Source organism: Virgibacillus oceani (assembly GCF_041521345.1).
Lineage (GTDB): Bacteria > Bacillota > Bacilli > Bacillales > Amphibacillaceae > Virgibacillus_N > Virgibacillus_N oceani_A.
The window spans coordinates 1-933 of the sequence record NZ_JBGOHB010000076.1; the positions used below are offsets into that span (position 1 = coordinate 1).

The following is a 933-nucleotide window of genomic DNA, read 5'->3' on the forward strand; positions in this document are numbered from 1 at the left end:
TTGAAAGCAGGTGGACAAGTGTCAACGAATATATTCATCGAGTACAAATCGTGGATATAGATATGGGTTTGGATTTATTTTCACCTGATAGGAACAAAGCAATTGGATTATATATCGAATATATGAAACAACCAAATAATGATCAATGCCTGGAAGATATCGTCAAAATAAGAAGATCGGATGATGAAGTGAGAGAATTTTTATATCAATTAGGAATTCAGAATAAGAGTACACTGCAGCAAATGGATAAAGAAACCAGGGATGCGGTACTTGGAAAATTGAAGGCACTGAAAGGCGTATCACAAAGGCAAATATCACGAATAACAGGAATATCTAAGACGGTGATTCAGCGTGCTGGGGGGTCATAGATTCGTACGTACAAGAATTCATAAGAGCATGGACCATAGGCACAGGTGGACTGATTGGACCGGGGAACCTGTCCCTGTGTCCCTTTGCAGACACTCATACAGGGTGTCTTTAGTCTTTGCATTTTTTGGTGTGTTGCGCATGTTTTGAATACACAATCCATCACCAATCACCCTGATTACCAGTTTCGTTCTTTCCGAAATAACCGATCTCTAATAATATTGATAGGTAGAGGTAGTACATAATTTGGTGGATTATATGTCTTTCGAGGAATTCAGAAGGTGCTTATACTATTTTGGACATTATCATCATTTCTAAACAAATTAATATATTTATTGTGGTTGAGTTTACTTTTTTCCTTAAGAATTAAAAAAAATTTTAAACACCATACCTTATAGTATGTTTATTCCGACTGTTCAGTCTCATGCCTACTACTTTTATTATGGTTAGCACCCAAAAACTAAGGTTTTTATTTTAATTTACAATCCCAATCCATAAAAAAAGTATTTTCTTTGGTTCAGAAGTCTATTTTTTATTTTGAAAAAGAAATCCCACCACTTTATACGG

General features: G+C 35.2%; 1 protein-coding gene. It reads left to right on the plus strand.

Features of this window, described 5'->3' with window-relative positions; translation table 11 throughout:
• A partial coding sequence (locus ACDX78_RS23230) for a sigma-70 RNA polymerase sigma factor region 4 domain-containing protein (RefSeq protein WP_486031219.1) occupies window positions 1-368 on the plus strand: 368 nt, incomplete at its 5' end.
• Between the last annotated feature and the right edge of the window lie 565 nt (window positions 369-933).